Consider the following 21,989-nt stretch of genomic DNA (forward strand, 5'->3'; position numbering starts at 1 on the left):
CGACGATCGCAGCTCTTGTTCGTCGACCCTTTGCGGTTCGCGGTAGCTCCTTGCTCACACGCCCTCGATTCCTCGCTCGAAGTTGTGAACGGCGAGTTCCGTGAATACCCGACCGTTCGACTCTATGGTCCGCCGGACTTGCAGTCCCGTCGCTACGGCCAGCGCATACAGTGCGCTCACTCCGACGCTGGCCCAGCTGAACCACTCGCCGACCGATTCTCCCGTCTCCCAACGGACCGTTTCGGTGTGATCGTCGCTCTCGAAGGCGGTTTCGACGATGGCCGTACCCGTCTCGTGCAGCAACCCTCGAACCGTTGCCAGCAGTGCGGCAGGGTCGCCGCCGATACCGATATTGCCGTCCGCGAGCAACACGTGCGACCACTGACCCGCACCGGGGAGCGCCGAGAAGATGTCTTGCTGCATTGCTCGTCCACCACGGTGATTCGTCATCTCCACGGCAACCGACGAGCTGTCCACTCCCAGGGCGGGCACTCCGGCTCGAGTGAGCGCTTCGGTCAAACGCCCTGGTCCGCAACCGAGATCGAGTGTGGGACCGGTGCAGAAGGCGATCGATGCCTCGTCCGACCGGATGTCCGCTGCGGTCGCAAAGGTGCCGCCCATCCAACGCGCAATCGGGAGTGGGGTGCGTCGGCCGTGGGAATCGGCGATCCAGGAGGGCAGCCCCGCTCGGCCGCGGCGATAGACGTCGTCTGCAATCACCCGATCGAATGTACCAGTGAGTACAGGAAGTGGTCTGCCATCAATATTCGACGCGGCACCGTCAAGATTGCGTCAACACCTCTGTTCGACGCCTCCGCACAGCGCAAGACTGCTTCTCATGACACTTCTCGACATGCTTCCGTCTCTCGGTGCCGCCTACGTTGCGCGGTGCGATCCTTCGCTGTGGCCCGCCGACACGCACTGTGTATGCGGCCGGATCGTCGTCGACGGCGTTGCGCTGGAGGATCTGGCCGATGCCCAGGGCACACCGGTGCAGTGGGGCCGCATCCTGGTGACTCGGGTGCGCTCGGTCATCGCAGGCGAAGTGGGCGTCGATGCCGAATTCGGTGACCTGCTGCAGGCTGTGGTGGTCAACCGGCATTCGGTGGGTCCGGTGGTCAAGGTGGACGTGCACAGCCCGGGGCGCAGCTGCGTCAGTCCGGTCGAGTTGCCCGCCGACCTCCGCGCGGGTGACGTGGTGGCGCTCGTGACCTCGCAGGTGAGCGGAACTTCGTAGCAGGTTACGGCGGGAGTGGAGCCTGCGGAACGACCTATTGGGGGCGCCCGTTCACATGCGGCGCCAGCCGCTCACCCCAGCGTGCGGTAGCGAGCGAGTCTGGATCGCGTGCGGGCAGCGGTGCCGACGGTCGACAACCCGCGCAGTTCTCGGATGATGGCATCGGCGATGCGACCGGAGAATGCGGCCGGCTCGTCGGCCGCGTCGGGGAGTTCGGGGACGACGGCGTCGACGATGCCGTCGCGCATGAGGTCGACCGACCGAATTCCCTGCGCCTCGGCCATGTCCGGTGCATGTGCGGTGTCGCGGTGCACGATGGCACTGGCCCCCTCGGGCGGAAGTGGTGCAAGCCAAGCGTTCTGGGCGCACAGCACTCGATCGGCAGGCAGCAGTGCGAGTGCGCCGCCGCCGGTGCCTTGGCCGAGCAGCACCGACACCGTGGGGGTGTCGACGGTGACCAGATCGGAGATCGAGCGGGCGATCTCGGGTGCCAGACCTCCTTCCTCGGCCTCCCTGGACAGTGCTGCACCGAACGTGTCGATGACGAGCACGAGGGGCAGCCGGAGCTCCTCGGCGAGACGCATGCCGCGGCGTGCTTCGCGGAGTGCTGCCGGGCCCATCGTTGCCGTGGCGGTACTGCTGCTTCGGTCGTTGCCGAACAGCACGCACGACACGCCACGAATACGGCACAGTGACAACAGAATCGAGGTATCGGCCTCACCCTGGCCGGTCCCGCTGAGCGGAACGTGCTCGGACGCAGCATGTTCGATGATCTGCCGAATCCCTGGCCGATCTGCCCGGCGAGAAGACTGCACCGAGTGCCAGGCCGACTGCTCCGGTACGACGTACCGCTCGTCCTCCACGAGATCGGGCCACTCGGTGACGTCGAGGATGACGCGCAGGGCTCGGGTGAGAAGATTTCTCAGTTGATCGACCGGCACCACCCCGTCGATGACCCCATGTTGGTAGAGGTTCTCGGCGGTCTGGACACCCTCGGGAAATGGCTTGTCGTACAACGCCTGGTAGACGCGGGGGCCGAGAAATCCTATGAGCGCTTCGGGTTCGGCGACGGTGACGTGAGCCAATGATCCCCAGGATGCGAAGACGCCGCCGGTCGTGGGATTGCGGAGGTACACCAGATAGGGCAGATGGGCCATCTTGTGCGCGGTGACGGCGGCGGCGATCTTGACCATCTGCACGAACGCGAGTGTGCCCTCCTGCATTCGCGTTCCGCCGGAGGTGGGGGAGGCGATCAGCGGGAGCCGTTCGGCGGTGGCGCGTTCGACAGCAAAGGTGATGCGCTCGGCCGCCGCAACGCCGATGGAGCCGGCGAGAAAGGCGAACTCGCAGGCGATGATCACCACTCGTCGGCCCTCGATGGTGCCCTCGCCCGTCAATACCGATTCGTCGACGCCACTCTTTTCGCGAGCCTTGGCCAGGTCCTTCAGATAGGCCTCCCCAGGACGAACGTCCACCGGCGTGGAGTCCCACGACACGAACGATCCGCCGTCGAGAACGGAATCGAGAATCTCGGCGGCGGACGTCCGTGGGCTCATGACGCGAACTCTATCGAGCGAACGCTTCCTTCCAGGACACGGTCTTGCCGATTCGGAGAATGGAGCGCTGGTAGATCTTCGCCGCGCCCATCGCCAGAATCGCGGTGGTGATGATCATCAGGACCGCCGATCCGACGATCTGCACCGGAGAGGTCACACCGGCAGCGATGCGCAACGGCATCATGATCGCGGAGAACGGAGGGATCCAGCTCAATGTGTTCGCGAGGGTGCTCTCCGGATCGCTGACAGAGTAGAAGGCCGCGAAGAACATGGCCATGATCAGGATCAGCAGCGGCATGGTCGTCGAGTTCACGTCCTCTTGCCGCGAGACCATCGAACCGCCCGCCGCATAGAGCACCGCGAAGAAGGCAAAGCCCAAGATGAACCAGGCCAACGTGGCAGCGAAGACACTGACGGCGGCACCGGTGACGGTGAGCACGCCCGTGCCCAATCCTGCTCCCACACCGGCTATTCCGTACAGAGCGAGCTGCAGGATGCCGACCGCACCGATGCCGAGGATCTTGCCCCAGAGCAGCTGCAGTGGGCGAACGGTGGAAAGCAGCAGTTCGACGACACGCGACGACTTCTCTTCGACGACACCCATCGCGACGTACATGCCGAAGCCGATGATCTGGGCGTACAGCAGGAACACAGCGGAGAGGGCCAGCGCGGTCCGTTGACCGGCTTCGGGGTCGGGCGGATCGATCGCGTCGACGGTGACCGTCGCGGCGCTCGTTGCTGCCCCGAGCTCGTTCTGGTCGACGCCCTGTTGCGCCAGTGCAGTATTCGTGGCTTGCGTCGCGACACTGCCCTCGACGACGGCGCGCAGCGTTCCGGTCAGGTCGGACTCGGTGACGGCGGTGTACGCGCCTGCGGTTCCGTCGGGAACCAGCGCCACATCGAGATCCCCGGATTCGACGCCGCTGCGTGCGGCCGCCGGGTCGGAGACCTCGCGTACCTCGACGGGCGAACCGACGGCGTCTCCGGTTGCTTCCACTATGGCCGCGATGGATTGATCGCCCGCGATTCCGACCACGTCGCGTTCCTCGTCACCGCTGCCGGAGAAGATCGAGTACGCGATGATGCCGCCGACGATGACGGCCAAAATGATGACGTTGCTGATGACGAAGCTCTTCTTCATCACCTGAACGGTGAACTCGCGCTTGGCGATCAGTGAGACCGCGCTGAAGGAATTCAGTTGTGAGCTCATTCCACTACCGCCTCTCGGAACAGGTCGCTCAGGGAAGGTTTCTGAATGGAGAATTCGTGGACGGGGCCGGTGGCGAGTGCAGCCCGAAGTATTTCCTGATCGTCGGTGCCGGGTGCCAACCCCAGTACGGTGACGCCGTCGCTGTGGCCGAGGGTGCTCACTCCGGCGATGCCCGACGCCCATCCGGGGGCAGCGTTCGGTGCGTGGACGTGCAGGTGCGAATCTCCCGATCCGCGGAGCTCGTCGACGGTGCCGACGGCCTTCATCGAGCCGGCGGCGATGATGCCGACGCGGTCGCACAGGCGTTGAACCAGATCGAGCTGGTGGCTCGAGAACACCACCGGCACTCCGGCAGCGGCCTTTTCGCGTAAGACCTCGCTCATGACGTCGACGGCGATCGGGTCGAGGCCGGAGAACGGCTCGTCCAACACGAGAACGGCGGGATCGTGCACGAGCGCTGCTGCCAACTGCACGCGCTGTTGGTTGCCCAGGCTCAAAGCGTCGACAGTGTCGTTGACGCGCTCATCGATGCCGAGACGTTCGGTCCAGCGGATCACCGCAGATTTGGCATCCTTCGACGACAAGCCGTGCAGCTCGGCCATGTACGCCAATTGCGGGCCGACCTTCATCTTCGGGTACAGGCCGCGCTCCTCGGGCATGTACCCGATGGTGCGGCGGACGTCGAGGTCGACGGGCCTGCCGCCCAACAGAACCTGGCCGGAGTCAGCGGACAGAACTCCGAGTGCGATGCGCATCGTGGTGGTCTTGCCTGCGCCGTTACTGCCGACGAAGCCGAAGAGCTCGCCCGGCCGGACGTCGAAACTGAGGTTGTCGAGGGCGATCTTGTCGCCGTATCTCTTGGAGACGGAGTCGATCGTGAGGGTGCTCATGGTGCCCTTTCGGTCGTTACTGCTGTTCGAAATCTTCGGTGTCTTCTGGTTCGGGGTCGGGGGTGATCCAGGCAAGAATGATTGCGGGGGTGGAGATTCCGATCATCAAGGCCGCGAGAGTCCAACCGCCGCCGGCGTAGGCGAGACGGGGGAGATCGGGAAAAGTCGTGGACAGGAAGATCAGAGCGAAAGCCGCGACCAAGACCAGCCCTTGCGTGACAGTCAGGCCGATGGAGCGAGCCTCGTTGCGCTGCTGTACTTCCCACTCGTCTAGCGCGCCAGTGGGGGCATCGCTGTGGCGGCCGGAGACCGTCTGCAGAGCTGTCCAGATCGGAATGAAGATGACTGCGGCGGGAATCCAGACGATCGCAGCCCATGAGAAGAACAGCGTCGAGATGCTGACGACGACGAACGTAAGGTCGGCGGCGATCACGGCGACGGCGAGAATGCGCCGACGTTTCTGCGTGCGCCACTTCGGAAGCCAATGCCTTGTCTTGGCATCGTTCTCCAGGAATCGCCGCGTGCGATAGGCCTGGTAGCGGGTGAGGATGTCGGGTTGCGGGGTCATTATCTCAGCCGTCCTCGGGGTCGGGGTCGGGGTCGGGGGTGGTCCACGCGAGAAGCATTGCGGGGGTGGCTCCTCCAGCGCTCAATGCGGTCAGCATCAGTGCGCCGCCGGAGATCCCGAGATTTGTTGCCCCGAAAATCGATCCCAGAAACAGGTACGCAGCGGCTGCGGTGCCCAACGCCTGAGTGACCGTCAGGCCGATGGATCGGGCCTGGTTGCGGAGCTGCACTTCGAGCTCGTCGAGCGCTTCCACCGGTGCTTCGGCGCGCCGATTGGATACGATGCCGAGGACGATGGTCGCGAAGGCGAACACGATGTAGCAGATTCCCCAGGATCCGATTGCCCACTCGAACAACGGGTCCGACAGTGCGAAGCCCGCGGAAGCGGTGAGCAGCATCAGAAGGATGGTAACGAAAGCTCGGCGTCGTTTCTGGGCTCGTAATCCCGGTAGCCAGTTCGCATAGGTCTTTTCGTTCTCCAGAAACACTTTCGTCCGGGCTTCCTGATATCTACCGAAGATGCTGGGACTGTGCGTGTTCATCGATCCTTCTCCCTTCGGAAGAGTTCGGCGGAGAGTGGTCCGAGTTCTTCCCGTGAGAACACTGCTTCGATCGGCAGATCGAACACGTCGCAGATGCGCATCGCGAGGTCGAGGCTCGGGTAGTGGTCGCCTCGTTCGAGGGCCCCCACCGTCTGGGGATTCACTTCGACGAGTTCGGCCAGTTGCGCGCGGCTCATCTTCCGTTCAGCCCGCAGAACACCCACCCTGTTGTAGATCGGGAGCGCGGTACCGCGCTTTACGGGGCTCATGACAATGAAGTGTTGTATAAACCCAACGATCTGTCAACGGGTAATAACGGATTGCTCGCGTTGGCTACGTTTCCTGTTGCTCTCGGGCGTCGGCGACGATGGCGCGCATCGTCGTCAGAAACTCGTCGATCGTCGCCCGCTGTTCGGGTGTGAAGCGGTCCAGCTCGGCTACTGCTCGGCCGATGATCGGGCCGAAGAACGTAGTGCCGAGCTCCGACGCGTGAGCGGTCACGCGTAGCAGTACTCGCCGGCGATCGGATGGGTCCGCTTCCCGTGCTACCAAGTCTCGCTTGCTCATTCGATCGACCAGGGCCGTGACCGACGCGGATTCCAAGCCCAGCTGGGTTCCCAGCCACCCGGGCGTGGCGCGCGTTCCGGCTCGGTCGGCATCGAGCAGGCAGATGAGCGCCCGGATATCCGTCGGGTGGAGCGCGTGTCTCTGCGCGAACTCCGCGCCCAGAAGGTCGAGGTCGACGGTCAACGCACGTAGCTGATGGACGGCGGAGGCAGGCTCGGTCATGTGCTGATCCCTCGGGAGATGCTGGACGTAACGTCTCTCTATTGTCTACTATCTCGATCATCGAGAGAATAGGGGTACCAGTGACGCTGGACAGATTCTTCACGGCCTACGACCGAGTACTGCAGAAGTGGCCGACAGATGCCCAGGCCATCGACGTGAGCACGGTGCACGGAACCACGCGAATCAACGCCTGCGGTCCCGTCGACGGTCCGGCGCTGGTGCTGCTGCCGGGGGCCGGCGCTACGTCGACGGTCTGGTTCGCCAACGTTGCGGCGCTCTCGCAGCACTATCGGGTGTACGCGGTGGACTTGATGGGCGACGTCGGACGGAGCGTTCCTGGGGAGCAGTCCATCGACTCTGTCGACAAGCTGCTGAACTGGGTGTCGGCGGTGCTGGATGAGCTGGGACTGCCAACAGCAGCATTGTGCGGCCATTCTTATGGGGCGATGATCGCGTTGGCTTACGCCCTACGCAACGAAAACCGCGTCGATGCGCTGACGCTGCTCGATCCCAATTCCTGTTTCGGCTCCATGCGTCCGCGATACCTGATTCACGCCCTGCCGATATTGCTGTCTCGCAACGAGAAACGCCAGCGCAGCTTCGTGCGATGGGAAACCGATGGTGTGCAACTGGATTCGGACTGGCTCGACGTACTCGCTCTGGGAGCCGCGTACGCCCCGACCACAAAAACCATCGTCCCGAAGCGGCCGAAGCCTGCTGCGTTCGAGAACTTCGGTGTGCGTACCACCGTGGTCCTGGCAGGGAAAGGGAAGGTGCACAACGCATCCAAGATCGGAGCGACTGTGCATACTGTTCTGCCCCAGGCGAGGACGGTGACAATAGCGAACGCCACGCACCACGGGTTGCCGATGCTTCCTGCCGCCGAGGTGAACGAGATTTTGCTGAGTTGACGTGAATCGGGTGCAGCCGACCGCGCTCACCGCGGTCAGCTGCACCCGATTTCGATCACCGCGACTACTGTTCCGACAGCTGCCCGTCGGCCATCGTCCAGTGACGAGTGCTGCGAACGGTATCGAGCATTCGGCGGTCGTGTGTCACCAGCAGCAACGTGCCCTCGAAGTTCTCCATCGCACGTTCGAGTTGTTCGATGGCCGGCAGGTCGAGGTGGTTGGTCGGCTCGTCGAGCACCAGCAGATTCACTCCACGGGCCTGCAGCAGTGCGAGTGCGGCACGGGTTCGCTCACCCGGCGAGAGTGACGACGCGGGCCGGAGTGCGTCGTCGCCGCGCAGACCGAACTTGGCCAGCAGGGTGCGGACCTCGGCGTCGGGCCACTCGGGAACTGCTGCACTCAGGGCGTCGGATACGGTGCCGTCACCGACGAAATATGCTCGTGCTTGGTCGATTTCACCGATGGCAACACCCGATCCGAGTGACGCGGTGCCCTCGTCCGGGTCCAAGCGGCCCAGCAGTACCGATAAAAGCGTGGTCTTGCCGGAGCCGTTGGGTCCGGTGATCAGGATTCGATCGCCCCACTCGATCTGCGTCGTCACCGGGCCGAACGTGAACCCGGATCGGCGCACGAGAGCACCGCTCAGAACCGAGACGACGGTGCCGCTACGGGGAGCCGCCGCGATTTCCATGCGCAGTTCCCACTCCTTGCGCGGTTCTTCCACCACTTCGAGTCGTTCGATGCGGCGTTGTGTCTGACGAGCTTTCGCGGCCTGCTTCTCGGTCGACTCGGCGCGGGTCTTGCGGGCGATCTTGTCGTTGTCGGTCGCCTTTCGTCGCGCATTGCGAACGCCCGATTCCATCCAGTTCCGCTGCATCTGCGCGCGAGACTCCAACGCGGACTTGGTGTCTGCGAACTCGTCGTACTTCTCCCGTGCATGCTGACGCGCTATTTCGCGTTCCGCTAGGTAGGACTGGTAGCTGCCGTCGTACACATCGATGCGGCGCTGGGCCCGATCGAGCTCGACGACGCCCGTCACCGTCCGCGCCAGAAACTCACGATCGTGACTCACGACGACAATTGCCGCCCGCGTCGCGACGACGAACTGCTCGAGCTGTTCGAGACCGGCGAGATCGAGATCGTTGGTGGGCTCGTCGAGCAGCAGGATGTCGTAACGCGCGAGCAGAATCGCGGCGAGACCGGCGCGGGCAGCCTGCCCACCCGACAGGTCCGTCATCAGTGCGGACCCGTCGACCTCGAGGCCGAGATCCGCAAGCACTTTCGCGGTTCGCTCCGCCAGATCCGCACCGCCGAGCGCAAGCCACTTCTCCAGCGCCGGGGTGTAGAGATCCTCATCGCTCGAACCGAGAGCCTCGGCGGCGGCGTTCATGGACGATTCTGCCGCCGTGACTCCGGTGCGTCGACCGAGGAAATCCAGCACGGTCTCGCCGGCAATGCGTTCGGGCTCCTGCGCCAGGTAACCCACGGTCGCATCGGGCGGGCTGGTGTAGATCTCACCCTCGTGATCGGCTGTGCCCACACCGGCAAGAAGGGTCAACAGCGTCGACTTACCCGCGCCGTTCGCACCGACCAGACCGATGACGTCGCCCTCGGTCACCGTCAGATCGAGGCCGGAGAACAGGGTGCGATCGCCGTGAAAAGCGGCGAGATCGTCGATACGAAGCGTTGCGGTCACACGGAAACACTAAGGGGCGGGAACAACACCACCCCACTCACCGTTGCCATTTGTATGACGTATTCAGCCGAGACCAGTACTGTCCCGACCATCGTGCTCAACGACGGCACGTCCATTCCCCAGCTCGGGTTCGGTGTGTGGCAGGTTCCCGACGACGGTGCTCAGGCCGCAGTCGCCGAGGCGCTGAAGGTCGGCTACCGCAGCATCGACACCGCCAAGGTGTACGAGAACGAGGCCGGCACCGGCAAGGCGATCGCGGAGTCCGGAATTGCCCGCGACGAGCTGTTCATCACCACCAAGTTGTGGAACGACGATCAGGGCTACGACTCCACGTTGAAGGCGTTCGACGCCAGCATGGATCGCCTCGGCCTGGAGTACCTCGACCTGTACCTCATTCACTGGCAGCAACTCGATCGCAACAAGTACATCGATACGTTCAAGGCTTTCCAGAAGCTCAAGGCCGATGGCCGGATCGGTTCGATCGGCGTCTCCAATTTCACCATCCCCACCCTGGAGAAGCTGATCGACGCGGTCGGCGAGACGCCGTCGGTCAACCAGATCGAGCTGCATCCGCGTCTGATCCAGGAAGAGATGCGCGCTTTCCACACCTCGAAGGGCATTGCCACCGAGGCCTGGAGCCCGCTCGGGTCCGGCACCGTCCTGGACGATCCGGCCTTTGCGCCCATCGCCGAAGCACACGGAGTGACCCCGGCCCAGGTGATCCTGCGCTGGCACATCCAGCTCGGCAATGTCGTGATCCCCAAGTCGGTCACCCCCGAGCGCATCGCCAGCAACTTCGACGTCTTCGGCTTCGAGCTGAGCAACGACGAACTTCAGCAGATCAACGCGCTGGACTCCGCCGACGGCCGCACCGGCCCGGACCCGGACAAGTTCAGCAGCTGATGTGAGCGGAACTTCGTAGTGGGCTACGAAGTTCCGTGCACGTGGGGCCTAGTCTGTACCCATGTCGGAACCGCTCGACGGCAAGACCGTTGCCCTCACCGCCGAGCGGCGTGCGGACGAATTGGCCACCATGCTCGAACGCCGCGGCGCGAACATCGTTCACGCCGCGGCGATTCACGTTCTGCCCCTGATCGACGACTCCGAGTTGAAGTCCGCCACCGAGGGCATCGTCGAGCGCCCACCGCAGATCGTCGTCATCAGCACCGGCATCGGTTTTCGGGGCTGGCTCGACGCGGCCGCCGACTGGGGTATGCGCGACGACCTCCTCGCAGCGCTGGGGCAGACGCGAATCATTGCCCGAGGTCCGAAGGCGCGCGGGGCAATTCGCGGCACGGGGCTTCGCGACGAGTGGTCGCCGGCCACCGAGGCCTCGCAGGAAGTCTCCGATCATCTTGCTGCCCAGGGTGTTTCCGGAGTGGACGTCGCGGTTCAGTTGCACGGCGTCATCACCGAGTGGGAACCGACGATTCACCTGAGCGATGCGCTCAGCGAACTCGGCGCACACGTCCGACCGATCCCGGTGTACCGCTGGATTCGCCCGGTCGATCAGGCCCCACTCATCGATCTGTTGGCGCAGATCATCGAGCACCGCGTGGACGCGGTCACGTTCACCAGCGCCCCCGCCGTCGCGTCACTGCTCTCGACCGCCAAGTACAACGGCCTGCTCGACGCCTTCCTGGACGCGCTTCGAGGCCCCGTCGCCGCGATCTGCGTCGGGCCGGTGACGTCAGCCCCGTTGGAGGCGTTGGGCGTTCCGACCTCGATGCCGAGCCGTGCGCGTCTGGGTTCCCTGGCCAAGTTCGTCGTCGAGCAGCTCGGTTAACCCAGAGTCTCGAGCAACTCCGTCACCGCGGCCCGTCCGGCGCGATTGGCCCCGATCGTGCTTGCGGACGGCCCATAGCCGAGCAAGTGGACGCGATGGTTCGCCGCCACTCGAGTGGCGAGCCTGCCGTCCATGACGATCCCTCCGCCGTGCCCGCGCAAACGCAGTGGAGCCAAGTGGTCGAGGGCGCTGCGAAAACCGGTGGCCCACAGAATCACGTCCGCGTGTTGGCTCGATCCGTCGTCCCACACCACCGAATCTGTGGTGATCTTCGAGAACATCGGCTTGCGCTCGAGTGCGCCGCGCTCGCGTGCGGCCGTCAACGACGGCGTCAGCAACAACCCGGTCACCGACACGACCGAGCCCGGCGGCAGACCCGCCCGCACCCGCTCCTCGACCATTGCCACGGCCGTGCGTCCGGCATTCTGATCGAACTCGCCGTCCCGGAACACCGGTGGTCGGCGTGTCACCCACGTTGTCGTCGTCACCTGGGAGATCTCGTCGAGCAGCTGGACGGCCGAGATCCCGCCGCCCACCACCACGACGTGCTTGCCGGCGAACTCGTCGGCCGTCCGGTAATCCTTCGTGTGTAATTGCCGGCCGGTGAACGTCTCGGCTCCGTCGTAATGCGGAACGAACGGCTTCTCCCACGTTCCTGTCGCGTTGATCAATCCTTCGGCCATGACGACCGTCTCCCCGGCCTCGATCCGGAAAAGAGGGTCGCGATCGCACACGACGGTGACCGTGACGGGGCGTCGAACATGCAGTTCGAAGCGTTCTTCGTACTCGCGGTAGTAGTGGGGAACGGCTTCGGCCGCCGCGATGGTGTCGGTCGGCTCGTCGCCCAGCGTTTCCGCGAAGGTCATCCCGGGCAGATCGTGTACCCCGTTGACGGTGCTCAGCGTCAACGAGGGCCACCGGAACTGCCAGGCACCGCCGGGGCCGGGGGCGCTGTCCAGCATCACGAAGCCTGTCTCTGCGTTCAGGCCTGTGCGGTGAAGGTGGTAGCCGGCCGAGAGTCCGGCCTGCCCCGCGCCGATGACGGCAACTCGAGTATCGATCACGGTCACCAGTAGATCAGCCACCCAGTAGGTAAAACCGGTACTGGTCGGTAACCTCTGCTTTCGTGATCGGACTCTCTCGTGACGGCGATGTCGTCACTCTCGAATTGCAGCGGCCGGATCGACGCAATGCGTTGAACACGGAGCTGTGTCTTGCCGTGCGCCAGGGTGTCGAACGGGCCGAGCGAGACGGTGCGCGGGTTGTCGTCATCACCGGGCAGGGCACCACCTTCTGTGCGGGCGCGGATCTGACCGGTGATGCGTTTCCGGACTCGTTCGGGCAGATTCTCGAAGAGATGTTGATCGCCGTCGAGTCCGTGTCGATTCCGGTGGTCGCGGCGATCAACGGTCCGGCCGTGGGGGCAGGCACCCAGTTGGCGATCGCCTGCGATCTGCGGGTGGTCGCGCCCGACGCATTTTTCGAGATCCCGTCGACGCGCCTCGGTATCGCGGTGAGCAACTGGACCATCCGACGGTTGGCTGCGCTCGCCGGTGGGGGAGTGGCGCGCACGATTCTGCTCGGCGGGGAGCGGGTGCACGCAGAGCAGGCGTACACGTGCGGGCTGGCCAACAAACTCGGTGACGGCGATGAGGCGATGAAATGGGCCGAGTCGATTACCGAACTCGCCCCGCTGGCCCTGAAACACCTCAAGCTCGTGTTCAACGACGACGAGATTCACGATGATCCGACGCCGGAGCAGCAGGCCGCATTCGAAGCCGCGTGGAGCAGCGAGGACATGAAGGAAGCGCGCCGCGCACGTGCCGAGAAGCGCAAGCCGAAGTTCGTGGGCAAGTGATCAACGGAGCGCCCGACGCGGGCGATACCGCCTGGCTGCTGGCCAGTACTGCGCTGGTGCTGCTGATGACGCCCGGCCTGGCCTTCTTCTACGGCGGTATGGTGCGTTCGAAGAGCGTGCTGAACATGATGATGATGAGCCTGTCGGCCATCGCCGTCGTGTGGCTGCTGTGGTTGGCGTTCGGATTCTCGATGGTGTTCGGCGACAACGTGATCGGTGGCTGGATCGGAAACCCCGTGCAGTACGCCGGTTTCGAGGGTCTGCTGGGTGGTGTGTACACCTCGGCCGGGGGAGCAGTATCGATCCCGTTGGTGGGAACCGTTCCGGCACTGGTGTTCGCGGCATTCCAAGCTGGATTCGCCATGGTGACGGTGGCGCTGATCTCCGGCGCTGTCGCAGACCGCATGCGGTTCGTTCCCTGGGTGCTGTTCGCGGCGTTGTGGTCCACCCTCGTGTATTTCCCGGTGGCGCACTGGGTGTTCTCGCTCGACGGGCTCACCAGTGAGTTCGGTGGATGGTTGACCAACAGGCTCGGCGCGATCGACTTCGCCGGCGGTACCGCAGTGGAGATCAATGCCGGAGTCGCCGGGCTGGTGCTTGCGCTCGTGGTCGGCAAGCGGAGCGGGTGGCCGCGAGATCCCATGCGCCCGCACAATCTTCCGGCCGTCATGCTCGGTGCCGGGTTGCTGTGGTTCGGTTGGTTCGGCTTCAACGCGGGGTCGTCGTTGGCCGCGGACGGCGTCGCCGCGGTGGCCTTGGTGAACACGATGGGTGCCGGCGCGCTGTCCATGGCCGCCTGGCTCGTCGTCGAGAAGTGGCGGGACGGTCACGCCACGTCGTTCGGCGCGGCCTCCGGCGTCGTGGCCGGGTTGGTGGCCATCACACCGTCGTGCGCGGCGGTCACCCCGATAGGTGCCGCAGCAATCGGCATCGTCTCGGGTGCACTGTGCGCTCTGGCCATCGGCCTCAAATACCGCTTCGGGTACGACGATTCACTCGATGTCGTCGGCGTGCACCTGGTCGGTGGCCTTGTCGGCACGCTGATGATCGGGCTCGTTGCCAGTGCGCAGATGCCGGCGGGTGTGGACGGTCTGTTCTACGGCGGCGGCCTGCATCAGCTCGGGGTACAGGCGATCGCGGTGGTGGCAGTGTTCGTCTACTGCGCGGTGATCACCACCGGCATCGCGTTCGCGATCAAGGCGGTCATGGGTGTGCGTGCCGATGCACAGCACGAAGCCGACGGCCTCGACGAGCACGAGCACGCCGAGTCCGCGTACGACTTCGGAGTGGGCCACGGAGGCAGCAACAAGCCTGGTCTTTTCGGTAAGTAGAGCCAACCCGTACGCGCCCTTTACGAACCACTTGGTACTTGAAAACTGTTGTGTCCCTTTTGGGTTGATGCGTCCGATCGTTGTTCGCTTCGGCCCCGTTCGTTCATCTTCGGTTCGCCTGACCCGCTTGTCGTTCCCATAGTTTTTCGCTGCTCGGTATCGAGTGATGGACACGACGAAAGACAGAGGAACATGAAGCTGACTCGATTCGCGGCAACGTCCGCATTGGTCATTGCAGCGATGACGACCGCCATGGGCACCGCCTACGCGGATCCGGCACCGGCTCCCGCCGCTGCCGTCGGGTGGAACGTCACCCAGGCCGGCAACCAGGTCCTCGTCGACACGACGGCCGGCACCCTGAGCAACGAGGACAACCACCTCGTTGTCCGTGACGCCAATGGCGCACTGGTCGAATCCGTACCGCTGGCCATTGCCGCGGACGGTTTCTCGCACCCCGTCGCCGCCGTCATCGACGGAAACCACGCCACCCTGACCGCCGATGCCTCACCTGCCGCGGCAACCCCGGTCTCCACCTCCCTTCCCGGCCTGCAGCAGGTCGACCTGCCCGCCGCAGTCGCAGGCGTCAAGGACAACCTCAGCCTCACGGCTTCTGTCGGCGGATTCCTCGGTGCTGCAACCGGAATCGTCGGCGGATGCATCCTCGGAATCATCACCGGAGTCGTCGTGACTGCCCCGGTCGCGACTCTTCTCGGAATGGGCCCCATCGGCGGCTGCGTCATCGGCGCGATCGCTCTCGGTTCCATCGGATCGCTCGCCGGCACCGCCGGCGGTGGCCTCGGTGCGGTTGCAGCCAACGCCGGACAGTTCATCCAGCTCCTCAACGCTCCGCCCGCAGTCAAGAAGTAGTACACCGTAAAGCTGTGGCCCGCACCGGATGTCCGGTGTGGGCCACAGTCGTCCGGAGGTCTAACGAGCCAGGGCGAGATCGCCCACGTGAGCACGCCGAGCTGCTGTCACGAGTTCTACGACGGCGTCCGCCACCTCGTGTGCTCGTTCGAGAATCACCATGTGTCCGGCCTGCGCGACGCGGACCAGCCGTGCGTCGGGAAGATGGGCGGCAAGGGTTTCCGAGTGTCGCATCGGGGTCATCAGGTCGTCCGAGCCGCAGAGCACCAAGGTGGGAATCGAGGCGAGCGCGGCCAGGCCGGCCACTTCGTCGAGTGCGCAGAAAGCCCCGAGGAATCCCGCCATCGTCACGATGGACGTCTCCCCGAGCATCGCCGTCGCCAGTGTCACCACCCGGGGGCTCACCTTTCGGGATCCGCATCCGGCCGTCCGCACTATCGGCGCACATACGCCGCGACTGAGTTTCTTGGCACCCGACATCAGTCGAGGGGCGCGTCGGACAGCCGCCTGAAACGCAGACACAGCCGGATGCGCAAGGCAACTACCGAGTCCGTCGTCGGTGATGCCGCCCGCGGACGTTGCGATCAACCCGACCCCGACCAGACGCGTGCCGATGGCGTCGGGGTTCTGGCGCGCGTAGGACAGCGCCGTCATTCCGCCCATGGAGTGTCCGATCACGACGAACGGTCCCACCGGTACGACCGCGCGGATGACGTCGGCCAGGTCCTCGCCGAGCTGATCGATGGTGCAGCTCTCCGAGGTAGCCGCACTCGATTCTCCGTGACCCCGGTGGTCGTACATCACGATTCGCACGTCGTCTCCCCAGATCTGCTCCACCTGTCGACGCAAATCGGTCCACGACTGCATGCGCAGGCAGTGTCCGTGCACGAACACCGCGGTCAGCGGCGCATTCGGGTGTCCGAATTCCCGAACCGCCAGGGCAGTGCCATCAGCGGCAGCGACGGTGCTGCGGCGACCGACCTGATGGATCTGCTCGCTGGTGTTCATGTGCGCTCCGCGGGGGTGAGGGTCACGTGCTACGACGACGGTGTTGCTCGGTACTTCGCTCCTGCGACACGCCGTGTTACCTGAATCACATTCTTCTCGGATGTGGTAGCCGCTGCGACCAAGCCGAAAGGGAATCTGCGCCGAAGCACTCATGAGCGTTCAGGAGAGGACGCGCGTTGCCAGTGAGGAGATCGGCCATGAGCGAGACCGTGGACAGGCTGGAAGAGGTCGTGCCGCACGCCGTGGCGGGAGATCGAACCGCCCTCGAGCAGGTGCTCGTGCTGATCCAGCCCCCGGTACGCAGGTACTGCGCCGCCCGGATAGGCAACCTCGACGTCGCCGCCGACGATGTGGTGCAGGACGTGTGTCTTGCCCTGGTCACCGCTATTCCCAAGTACCGCGACATGGGCAAGCCCTTCATGGCCTTCGTATACGGAATCGCTGCCCACAAGTTGGCCGATGCCGGACGTAAATCGGTACTGCGTCAGACGTTCTCCATCGACGAGATGCCCGAGGAGCAGTCTCAGGACGCCGGTCCGGAGCAGCTTGCTCTCGGTGGTGAACTCCGTAGTCATGCCCAAGCGCTGATGGACACTCTGCCCACGAAGTACCGCAAGATCATTCTGATGCGAGTGGTCTGGGGTCTCACGGCACCACAAACTGGCGAAGCGCTGGGAATGACGGCCGGTGCGGTGCGGGTGGCTCAGCATCGGGCGATGAACATGCTCCGTGCCGAACTGTCCAACTTTTCGCTGCTGGCGGCACCCGCAGTCGCCTGATAGAGCCTCGAACGCGGGAAATGTCCGAAACGCCGGATTTTTTTACATTAGCTACACAGACGTAAGACATCACGGCAACGCGACGGATCTACGTTACTGATCCATGACCGCCGTACAGCCTGCGCCGACAGACACCGCGCTGAAAGAGACGCTCGAGGACTACACGCTGCGCTTCGCGCCGCGTAGCTACCGCAAGTGGGGAACCGGTGTTGTCGCGACGTCCGCACTCGGCGGAATCGCGTATCTCGCGGACTTCGCCATCGGTGCCAATATCGGAATCTCGTACGGAACCGGCAACGCACTCTGGGGCATCCTGGTGTTCGCCGTCGTGATCTTCCTGACCGGGCTCCCGCTCGCCTACTATGCCGCCCGTTACAACATCGACCTCGATTTGATCACTCGGGGAAGCGGATTCGGCTACTACGGTTCGGTGGTTACCAACGTCATCTTTGCGACGTTCACGTTCATCTTCTTCGCGCTCGAAGGTTCGATCATGGCGCAGGGACTCGAACTGGGGCTGAGTATTCCGTTGCCCATCGGGTACGCGGTCTCGACCATCATGGTGATTCCGTTGGTGATCTACGGCATGAAAGCCCTTGCCAAACTTCAGGTCTGGACCACCCCGCTGTGGCTGGTGCTGATGGTGCTGCCGTTCGTCTACCTGGTGATCAGCAATCCCGATTCGGTCGGAGAGTTCTTTGCCTACGGCGGGCAGGACGGAGCCGACGGTAAGGGCGTCAATGTCGGATCGGCATTGCTGGCCGCGGGCGTGTGTCTCTCGCTCATCGCGCAGATCGCCGAGCAGATCGACTACCTACGATTCATGCCGCCGAAGACACCGGAGAATTCTCGACGCTGGTGGACGGCAGTGCTTCTCGCTGGACCGGGCTGGGTCATCTTCGGTGCGCTCAAGCAGGTCGTCGGCCTCTTCCTCGCCGTGTACCTGATCGCCAACGTCGTCGACGGATCCACCATCGCAAACGAGCCGGTGCACCAGTTCCTGGAAATCTACGAGAACTTCATGCCGGGCTGGCTCGCGATGACCCTCGCGGTGATCTTGGTCGTCATCAGCCAGATAAAGATCAACGTCACCAACGCGTACTCCGGATCGCTGGCGTGGACCAACTCCTACACCCGCCTCACCAAGACGTATCCGGGACGCATGGTGTTCGTGCTGTTCAACCTCGCGATCGCGCTGATCCTGATGGAAGCCAACATGTTCGACTTCCTCAACAGCATCCTCGGCTTCTACGCCAACTGCGGTATCGCATGGATCGCCGTCGTGGCCTCGGACATCGTCTTCAACAAGTACATTCTGAAGCTGTCGCCCAAAGTGCCCGAGTTCCGACGCGGCATGCTCTACAACATCAACCCGGTCGGCTTCGGGTCGATGGCGGTGTCGGCGATCCTGTCGATTCTGGTGTTCTTCGGCGCCTTCGGATCAGCGATCAAACCGTATTCGCCGATCGTGGCTCTCGTTCTCGCACTGGTGCTTCCGCCCATCCTGGCGATGGCGACCAAGGGTAAGTACTACCTGCGGCGCACCGACGACGGTATCGATCTGCCGATGTTCGACGAGCACGGCAACCCGTCCGACGAGCTGGTGATGTGCCACGTCAGTGGCATGGAATTCGAGCGACCCGACATGATCGCGTCCAACGTGCCGGGGCCGAACGGGGAGAAGCAGTACATCAGCTCCCTGTCGCTGAGCACCGACAAGACGGGGGAGCACATCCTGCCTCCGCAGTGACCCGCCGCGCCGCACGTGCGCGTTTTGCGTACCCACAGGGGCGCAAAACGCGCACGACGGGCGAAGCCCTTACACCGTGCGGGTCAACCGATCGGCGAGGAGCTTGGAGAACTTCGCCGGATCCTTCAGATCCGTACCCTCGGCGAGAAGTGCCGTTGCGTAAAGCAATTCGGCGGTCTCGGCGAGGTGCGGGTCGTCACTGCGATCTTCACGCGCCTTCTTCAATCCCGTCACCAGATCATGGGTGGGGTTGAGTTCGAGGATGCGCTTGGAGGTCGGCACGAACTGTCCCGACGCCTTGTACATCTTCTCGAGCTGCGGAGAGAAGCTGAATTCGTCGCCGACGACGCAGGCCGGTGACGTCGTCAGTCGTGTCGACAGACGTACCTCCTTCACGTCCTCGCCGAGGGTTTCGGTGAGCCAGGTGAGCAGGTCTGCGAATTCCTTGTCCTGCTCCTCGCGCTTGGCCTCGGACTCCTTCTTCTCCTCCTCGGTGTCGAGGTCCACCTCGCCCTTGGCGATGGACTGGAACGACTTTCCGTCGAATTCGGTGACGTTGCCGACCCACACCTCGTCGACCGAATCGGTGAGGAGGAGCACCTCGAGCCCGCGAGCCTTGAAGGCCTCCATGTGCGGCGAGCTCTCGATCTGCTGACGGGATTCGCCCGTCATGTAGTAGATCTGCTGCTGGCCGTCCTTCATCCGGTCGACGTACTCGGCGAGGGTGGTCACGCCCTCCTCGGAGTTGGTGGACGCGAACGACGCGATGCCCAAGAGGGTTTCGCGGTTGTCGTTGTCGGAGATCAGTCCCTCCTTGAGGACCGTGCCGAACTGCGACCACAGCGTCTTGTACTTGTCGGGCTGCTCGCTCCGCAGCTCCTTGACCGTCGAGAGCACCTTCTTGGTGAGGCGTCGGCGGATCGCGCGGATCTGCCGATCCTGCTGCAGGATCTCGCGAGAGACGTTGAGCGAGAGGTCTGCTGCGTCGACGACACCCTTGACGAAGCGCAGGTACTCGGGCAGCAGTTCTTGCGAGTCGTCCATGATGAACACGCGCTTGACGTACAGGTGCACGCCGGCCTTGCTCTCGCGCATGAAGAGGTCGAACGGTGCCTGCGACGGAATGAACAGCAGCGCTTGGTATTCGAACGTGCCCTCGGCCTTGAATGGAATGACCTCGAGCGGCTCGTCCCAGGCGTGGCTGACGTGCTTGTAGAACTCCTTGTACTCCTCCTCGGACACCTCGTCCTTGGAGCGGGTCCACAGCGCCTTCTGCGAGTTGATCGTCTCGGTCTCGATCGTGACCGTGTCCTCGCCGCCCTCTTCCTCACTCTTGACGCGCTTTTCGACGTCGATGCGAATGGGCCAGGCGATGAAGTCGGAGTACTTCTTGACCAGTTCCTTGATCTTGCGCTCGGACGCGTAGTCGTGGAGGTGGTCCTCCTCGTCGGCCGGCTTGAGGGCCAATGTCACCGAGGAGCCCTGCGGGGCGTCGTCGACGTCGGTGATCTCGTAGGTGCCCTCGCCGGTGGACTCCCACTTGGTGGCAGTGCTCTCGCCGGCTTTGCGGGTGAGCAGCGTGACCTTCTCGGCCACCATGAACGTGGAATAGAAGCCGATGCCGAACTGGCCGATCAGTTCCTCGGACGCAGCTGCATCCTTGGCTTCCTTGAGCTTCTTGCGCACCTCGGCGGTGCCGGACTTGGCGAGCGTGCCGATCAGGTCGATCACCTCGGACCGGGACATGCCGATGCCGTTGTCGCGGATGGTGAGGGTGCGGGCGGCGGAGTCGATATCGATCTCGATGTGCAGATCCGAGACGTCGACGTCCAGGTCCTTGTTGCGGTACGACTCCAGGCGCAGCTTGTCCAGCGCGTCCGAGGAGTTCGAGATCAGTTCACGGAGAAAGCTGTCCTTGTTGGAGTAGATGGAGTGCACCATCAGATCCAGGAGCTGACGCGTCTCCGCCTGGAATTCGAGCTGTTCGGTACTCAATGTCTCCCCTTCTAGCAGCAAAACCGACGCGAATATTCTACGGCAAGGCTACGGGTGAGCTGCGCAGACGTCGGCGCCGCCTACTGTGGTGGCCGTGACGAAGACGAAACTCGTACTGGGAGCAACGGCAGCACTGAGCGGGGCATGGTTGGCCCGTGCGCTGTGGGGTCTTCCGTCGGCCATCGGTGCCCGACGCGTACACATCACCCCGTACGCCGCCGGATCGCCGCGATACCGCGACCGTCGGTTCCACAATTCGGACCCCAGCTCGAGCTACGTGCCGGGACGAGGCGACAAGGGCGAGAAGAACATGCTCGTTTCGCTCGTCACCGAACGCGGCAAGGGGCGGCCGCAGCGACCGATCCCGCTGGCCCCGCCGATCGCTCCCGTGGATGCGGGTGAGCTTGCGGTCACCTGGTACGGCCACTCGAGCGTGCTCATCGAGGTCGACGGCTATCGCGTTCTCGCCGACCCGGTGTGGAGCAATCGCGTGTCGCCGTCGACTGTGGTGGGGCCCGCGCGGCTGCATCCGACTCCGGTCGAGTTGATCGACCTGCCGCGCGTCGACGCCATCGTGATCTCCCATGATCATTACGACCACCTCGACAAGGCGACGGTGCAGAAGTTGGCGAGCACGCAGTCGGCACCGTTCGTCGTGCCGTTGGGAATCGGCGCGCACCTGCGCAAGTGGCGGGTGCCCGAGGAACGCATCATCGAGTTGGACTGGGACGAGCAGACGAACATCGGTGGCCTGACCGTCACCTGCACCGAAGCTCGGCACTTCTCGGGCCGTGGCCTGACCCGCGATTCGACGCAGTGGGCGTCCTGGGCCTTTGCCGGTCCGGTTCGCCGCGTCTTCTTCGGCGGCGACACCGGCTACACACCGAAGTTCGCCGAGATCGGCAGCAACTACGGCCCGTTCGACCTGACCCTTCTTCCAGTGGGTGCCTACGACGTGCGCTGGCCGGACATCCACATGAATCCGGAGGAAGCGGTGAACGCGCACGTGGATTTGACGGCGTCGGGCATCTTCGTGCCCATTCACTGGGCGACGTTCAATCTGGCTTTTCACCCGTGGTCCGAGCCGATCGTGCGGCTGCATGCCGCTGCCCAGGACGTCGGGGTACAGGTGGCGGTGCCGATGCCGGGGCAACGAATAGACGGCACGCGAACGCTGCACGACGATCGTTGGTGGGCTCGGCTGGGCTGACCGACCG

At 64.0% G+C, this 21,989-nt stretch carries 22 protein-coding genes; 10 read left to right on the plus strand and 12 right to left on the minus strand.

Annotated elements, in window-relative coordinates; translation table 11 throughout:
• Window positions 1-54 precede the first annotated feature (54 nt).
• Entirely contained in the window at window positions 55-720 is a 666-nt protein-coding gene (locus AC5WEY_RS16630) for a class I SAM-dependent methyltransferase (RefSeq protein WP_495646723.1), read from the minus strand.
• A 118-nt stretch (window positions 721-838) separates the two neighbouring features.
• Between AC5WEY_RS16630 and AC5WEY_RS16635 the strand changes: the two genes are divergently transcribed.
• On the plus strand, window positions 839-1,237 hold the full coding sequence (locus tag AC5WEY_RS16635) for a hypothetical protein (RefSeq protein ID WP_495646724.1): 399 nt from the start codon (window positions 839-841) through the stop codon (window positions 1,235-1,237).
• Between the two features lie 71 nt (window positions 1,238-1,308).
• Here the strand turns inward: AC5WEY_RS16635 and AC5WEY_RS16640 are convergent, their stop codons facing one another.
• From AC5WEY_RS16640 to AC5WEY_RS16670, 7 genes are all read right to left on the minus strand, one after another.
• Window positions 1,309-2,793 carry a carboxyl transferase domain-containing protein gene (locus tag AC5WEY_RS16640; protein ID WP_495646725.1) on the minus strand — a complete coding sequence of 495 codons (1,485 nt, stop codon included), beginning with the start codon at window positions 2,791-2,793 and terminating at the stop codon, window positions 1,309-1,311.
• Between the two features lie 10 nt (window positions 2,794-2,803).
• Window positions 2,804-4,003: an ABC transporter permease gene (locus tag AC5WEY_RS16645; protein ID WP_495646726.1), complete on the minus strand. Its 1,200-nt coding sequence runs from the start codon at window positions 4,001-4,003 to the stop codon at window positions 2,804-2,806.
• Window positions 4,000-4,893 carry an ABC transporter ATP-binding protein gene (locus tag AC5WEY_RS16650; RefSeq protein WP_495646727.1) on the minus strand — a complete coding sequence of 298 codons (894 nt, stop codon included), beginning with the start codon at window positions 4,891-4,893 and terminating at the stop codon, window positions 4,000-4,002. The genes AC5WEY_RS16645 and AC5WEY_RS16650 overlap by 4 nt, the downstream gene beginning before the upstream one ends.
• A gap of 16 nt (window positions 4,894-4,909) precedes the next feature.
• Window positions 4,910-5,461, minus strand: coding sequence for a hypothetical protein (locus AC5WEY_RS16655; protein WP_495646728.1), 552 nt, complete (start codon window positions 5,459-5,461; stop codon window positions 4,910-4,912).
• Window positions 5,462-5,465: 4 nt separating this feature from the next.
• A complete protein-coding gene (locus AC5WEY_RS16660; protein WP_495646729.1) occupies window positions 5,466-6,002 on the minus strand; it encodes a hypothetical protein in 537 nt (178 codons plus the stop codon).
• Window positions 5,999-6,271, minus strand: a complete 273-nt coding sequence (locus AC5WEY_RS16665; protein ID WP_032371288.1) for a helix-turn-helix transcriptional regulator — start codon at window positions 6,269-6,271, stop codon at window positions 5,999-6,001. Before AC5WEY_RS16665 ends, AC5WEY_RS16660 begins: the two co-directional genes overlap by 4 nt.
• 64 nt (window positions 6,272-6,335) lie before the next feature.
• Window positions 6,336-6,791: a MarR family winged helix-turn-helix transcriptional regulator gene (locus AC5WEY_RS16670; RefSeq protein WP_495646730.1), complete on the minus strand. Its 456-nt coding sequence runs from the start codon at window positions 6,789-6,791 to the stop codon at window positions 6,336-6,338.
• Window positions 6,792-6,871: 80 nt separating this feature from the next.
• Between AC5WEY_RS16670 and AC5WEY_RS16675 the strand changes: the two genes are divergently transcribed.
• On the plus strand, window positions 6,872-7,702 hold the full coding sequence (locus AC5WEY_RS16675) for an alpha/beta fold hydrolase (protein WP_495646731.1): 831 nt from the start codon (window positions 6,872-6,874) through the stop codon (window positions 7,700-7,702).
• Between the two features lie 64 nt (window positions 7,703-7,766).
• Here AC5WEY_RS16675 and AC5WEY_RS16680 read toward each other — a convergent pair whose 3' ends face one another.
• Window positions 7,767-9,398 (minus strand): ABC-F family ATP-binding cassette domain-containing protein, encoded by a 1,632-nt coding sequence (locus AC5WEY_RS16680; RefSeq protein WP_495646732.1) that lies wholly within the window; start codon window positions 9,396-9,398, stop codon window positions 7,767-7,769.
• Between the two features lie 54 nt (window positions 9,399-9,452).
• Here AC5WEY_RS16680 and AC5WEY_RS16685 point away from each other — a divergent pair, with 54 nt between their 5' ends.
• Both AC5WEY_RS16685 and AC5WEY_RS16690 read left to right on the plus strand, forming a co-directional pair.
• Window positions 9,453-10,301 carry an aldo/keto reductase gene (locus AC5WEY_RS16685; RefSeq protein WP_495646733.1) on the plus strand — a complete coding sequence of 283 codons (849 nt, stop codon included), beginning with the start codon at window positions 9,453-9,455 and terminating at the stop codon, window positions 10,299-10,301.
• A 61-nt stretch (window positions 10,302-10,362) separates the two neighbouring features.
• Window positions 10,363-11,184, plus strand: coding sequence for a uroporphyrinogen-III synthase (locus AC5WEY_RS16690; RefSeq protein ID WP_495646734.1), 822 nt, complete (start codon window positions 10,363-10,365; stop codon window positions 11,182-11,184).
• On the opposite strand, the gene AC5WEY_RS16695 is transcribed toward AC5WEY_RS16690, so the two are convergent.
• Window positions 11,181-12,254: an NAD(P)-binding domain-containing protein gene (locus tag AC5WEY_RS16695; RefSeq protein WP_495646911.1), complete on the minus strand. Its 1,074-nt coding sequence runs from the start codon at window positions 12,252-12,254 to the stop codon at window positions 11,181-11,183. The two genes, AC5WEY_RS16690 and AC5WEY_RS16695, sit on opposite strands and share 4 nt — an antisense overlap.
• Before the next feature lie 56 nt (window positions 12,255-12,310).
• Here AC5WEY_RS16695 and AC5WEY_RS16700 point away from each other — a divergent pair, with 56 nt between their 5' ends.
• The 3 genes from AC5WEY_RS16700 (at window position 12,311) to AC5WEY_RS16710 (ending at window position 15,240) form a co-directional block, all read left to right on the plus strand.
• Window positions 12,311-13,042 carry an enoyl-CoA hydratase gene (locus AC5WEY_RS16700; protein ID WP_495646735.1) on the plus strand — a complete coding sequence of 244 codons (732 nt, stop codon included), beginning with the start codon at window positions 12,311-12,313 and terminating at the stop codon, window positions 13,040-13,042.
• Window positions 13,039-14,373 (plus strand): ammonium transporter, encoded by a 1,335-nt coding sequence (locus tag AC5WEY_RS16705; RefSeq protein WP_495646736.1) that lies wholly within the window; start codon window positions 13,039-13,041, stop codon window positions 14,371-14,373. Before AC5WEY_RS16700 ends, AC5WEY_RS16705 begins: the two co-directional genes overlap by 4 nt.
• A gap of 192 nt (window positions 14,374-14,565) precedes the next feature.
• Window positions 14,566-15,240, plus strand: a complete 675-nt coding sequence (locus tag AC5WEY_RS16710; protein WP_057479241.1) for a DUF8020 domain-containing protein — start codon at window positions 14,566-14,568, stop codon at window positions 15,238-15,240.
• A 60-nt stretch (window positions 15,241-15,300) separates the two neighbouring features.
• Here AC5WEY_RS16710 and AC5WEY_RS16715 read toward each other — a convergent pair whose 3' ends face one another.
• Window positions 15,301-16,248 carry an alpha/beta fold hydrolase gene (locus tag AC5WEY_RS16715; protein WP_495646737.1) on the minus strand — a complete coding sequence of 316 codons (948 nt, stop codon included), beginning with the start codon at window positions 16,246-16,248 and terminating at the stop codon, window positions 15,301-15,303.
• A 197-nt stretch (window positions 16,249-16,445) separates the two neighbouring features.
• On the opposite strand from AC5WEY_RS16715, the gene shbA reads away from it, so the two are divergent.
• Both shbA and AC5WEY_RS16725 read left to right on the plus strand, forming a co-directional pair.
• Window positions 16,446-17,027, plus strand: a complete 582-nt coding sequence (gene shbA / locus AC5WEY_RS16720; RefSeq protein WP_495646738.1) for an RNA polymerase sigma factor ShbA — start codon at window positions 16,446-16,448, stop codon at window positions 17,025-17,027.
• Between the two features lie 103 nt (window positions 17,028-17,130).
• The gene (locus tag AC5WEY_RS16725; protein WP_057479238.1) at window positions 17,131-18,777 is read left to right on the plus strand and encodes a purine-cytosine permease family protein; all 1,647 of its coding nucleotides are present in this window, start codon (window positions 17,131-17,133) and stop codon (window positions 18,775-18,777) included.
• Between the two features lie 69 nt (window positions 18,778-18,846).
• Here AC5WEY_RS16725 and htpG read toward each other — a convergent pair whose 3' ends face one another.
• Window positions 18,847-20,772, minus strand: a complete 1,926-nt coding sequence (gene htpG / locus AC5WEY_RS16730; protein ID WP_495646739.1) for a molecular chaperone HtpG — start codon at window positions 20,770-20,772, stop codon at window positions 18,847-18,849.
• Window positions 20,773-20,866: 94 nt separating this feature from the next.
• Here htpG and AC5WEY_RS16735 point away from each other — a divergent pair, with 94 nt between their 5' ends.
• The gene (locus AC5WEY_RS16735; protein ID WP_495646740.1) at window positions 20,867-21,982 is read left to right on the plus strand and encodes an MBL fold metallo-hydrolase; all 1,116 of its coding nucleotides are present in this window, start codon (window positions 20,867-20,869) and stop codon (window positions 21,980-21,982) included.
• The last annotated feature ends 7 nt before the right edge of the window (window positions 21,983-21,989 follow it).

This window comes from Rhodococcoides sp. S146-33 (assembly GCF_059489205.1).

Excerpts from the sequence above, each read along its gene's own strand:
- AC5WEY_RS16635 (WP_495646724.1), top strand. The coding sequence starts at position 839 with ATGACACTTCTCGACATGCTTCCGTCTCTCGGTGCCGCCTACGTTGCG.
- AC5WEY_RS16640 (WP_495646725.1), bottom strand. The coding sequence starts at position 2,793 with ATGAGCCCACGGACGTCCGCCGCCGAGATTCTCGATTCCGTTCTCGAC.
- AC5WEY_RS16645 (WP_495646726.1), bottom strand. The coding sequence starts at position 4,003 with ATGAGCTCACAACTGAATTCCTTCAGCGCGGTCTCACTGATCGCCAAG.
- AC5WEY_RS16650 (WP_495646727.1), bottom strand. The coding sequence starts at position 4,893 with ATGAGCACCCTCACGATCGACTCCGTCTCCAAGAGATACGGCGACAAG.
- AC5WEY_RS16655 (WP_495646728.1), bottom strand. The coding sequence starts at position 5,461 with ATGACCCCGCAACCCGACATCCTCACCCGCTACCAGGCCTATCGCACG.
- AC5WEY_RS16660 (WP_495646729.1), bottom strand. The coding sequence starts at position 6,002 with ATGAACACGCACAGTCCCAGCATCTTCGGTAGATATCAGGAAGCCCGG.
- AC5WEY_RS16665 (WP_032371288.1), bottom strand. The coding sequence starts at position 6,271 with ATGAGCCCCGTAAAGCGCGGTACCGCGCTCCCGATCTACAACAGGGTG.
- AC5WEY_RS16670 (WP_495646730.1), bottom strand. The coding sequence starts at position 6,791 with ATGACCGAGCCTGCCTCCGCCGTCCATCAGCTACGTGCGTTGACCGTC.
- AC5WEY_RS16685 (WP_495646733.1), top strand. The coding sequence starts at position 9,453 with ATGACGTATTCAGCCGAGACCAGTACTGTCCCGACCATCGTGCTCAAC.
- AC5WEY_RS16690 (WP_495646734.1), top strand. The coding sequence starts at position 10,363 with ATGTCGGAACCGCTCGACGGCAAGACCGTTGCCCTCACCGCCGAGCGG.
- AC5WEY_RS16710 (WP_057479241.1), top strand. The coding sequence starts at position 14,566 with ATGAAGCTGACTCGATTCGCGGCAACGTCCGCATTGGTCATTGCAGCG.
- AC5WEY_RS16715 (WP_495646737.1), bottom strand. The coding sequence starts at position 16,248 with ATGAACACCAGCGAGCAGATCCATCAGGTCGGTCGCCGCAGCACCGTC.
- shbA (WP_495646738.1), top strand. The coding sequence starts at position 16,446 with ATGAGCGAGACCGTGGACAGGCTGGAAGAGGTCGTGCCGCACGCCGTG.
- AC5WEY_RS16725 (WP_057479238.1), top strand. The coding sequence starts at position 17,131 with ATGACCGCCGTACAGCCTGCGCCGACAGACACCGCGCTGAAAGAGACG.